The following is a 1,041-nucleotide window of genomic DNA, read 5'->3' as shown; positions in this document are numbered from 1 at the left end:
GATTGCCATTGCGGCCATCCATCTACACTTCAAAAGCCACGTCGGCACGACGTATAAGCGCGCCCTCACAAGATCGAATCTCGCGAGGGACCGGGTGATCTCACACAGGTTCGGCCTCTTTACGCGGAGACAAAGCGACTCATAGCCTCGGGACCTTCACCGCAAACCGAAGGACCACATCCCATGCGCAGGCCCCGTGACTATGATGCCGAGATGAAGCTGCTCGCCGACAAGGCGAAGGCGCTTCAGGATCGGAAGCTTCGTGAGCTCGGGCAGCTGGTGACGGCAACCGGCGCAGATAGCCTCGGGGTCGATGTGCTCGCGGGCGTGCTGGTCAAAGCCGCAGCGACCACCGACATGGTGCAGAAGGAGGAATGGCGCACCACTGGCGCGGTGTTCTTTCTGCGGGGAAGAAATGCTCAATCGGGCGCTGCGAAGGACACTGCGCGCCGAGCGAAGGTCGCGAGCTCTCCAGAGCCGTCTACAGGCACGGCGGGCGCGGGCTGATACGCGGGACTGGGTGGTGAAGCGCCGCGAGCGGACGCGCCGGCTCATCGAGCTCGGCGGGCTCATCGTCAAGGCCAGGCTCGATGCGCTCGTCGATGACGATCGGGCCGCGATCTACGGGGCGCTTCTGGGGCTCGTGCAGCAGGCGGGTGAAGAGCGGCGCGGCGAGGAAATCGCCCTGTGGCGGCGCAAAGGGAAACGGGCATTCGATTCGGAAGAGAAGAGGCGAGACTTGTGATGGCAGATTCAACTGCCCTTATCAGCATACGCGGATGTTGTTCGCGGATTGAAGAGCAACGGGCCTTTCCTACATTCCATACAAACGATAGGATGAAACGATCACGTTTCTACGCCTTTTAGAAGTCGCGCTTGTGTTTGTGAGGTTTAATGGAACATGCCTTCATAGCCGATACAAATCTTTTCTTCGAGTGCCATCGCTTGTGACGTGACCCCCTGATTTTCCTCCACGCGTGATTAGAGTCCGGCCCTGATGGAAGGACGGACGATGAAGCGACTGAGGTTTACGGAAGAGCA

Annotated in this window: 2 protein-coding genes; both read left to right on the top strand. The window is 59.8% G+C overall.

The genetic code is table 11. The features are described 5' to 3' along the window. The first annotated feature begins 183 nt into the window (after positions 1-183). A complete protein-coding gene (locus tag GGQ98_RS18100) occupies positions 184-507 on the top strand; it encodes a conjugal transfer protein TraD (protein ID WP_184072076.1) in 324 nt (107 codons plus the stop codon). Positions 508-523: 16 nt separating this feature from the next. Beyond that, positions 524-745 carry a conjugal transfer protein TraD gene (locus GGQ98_RS18095; protein ID WP_341534260.1) on the top strand — a complete coding sequence of 74 codons (222 nt, stop codon included), beginning with the start codon at positions 524-526 and terminating at the stop codon, positions 743-745. Positions 746-1,041 lie beyond the last annotated feature (296 nt).

The sequence above is a fragment of the Sphingosinicella soli genome (assembly GCF_014199685.1).
Taxonomy (GTDB): domain Bacteria; phylum Pseudomonadota; class Alphaproteobacteria; order Sphingomonadales; family Sphingomonadaceae; genus Sphingosinicella; species Sphingosinicella soli.
This window is presented reverse-complemented; position numbering and strand designations above follow the sequence as displayed.

Coding starts and splice junctions, on each gene's coding strand:
- GGQ98_RS18100 (WP_184072076.1), top strand. CDS start 184: ATGCGCAGGCCCCGTGACTATGATGCCGAGATGAAGCTGCTCGCCGAC.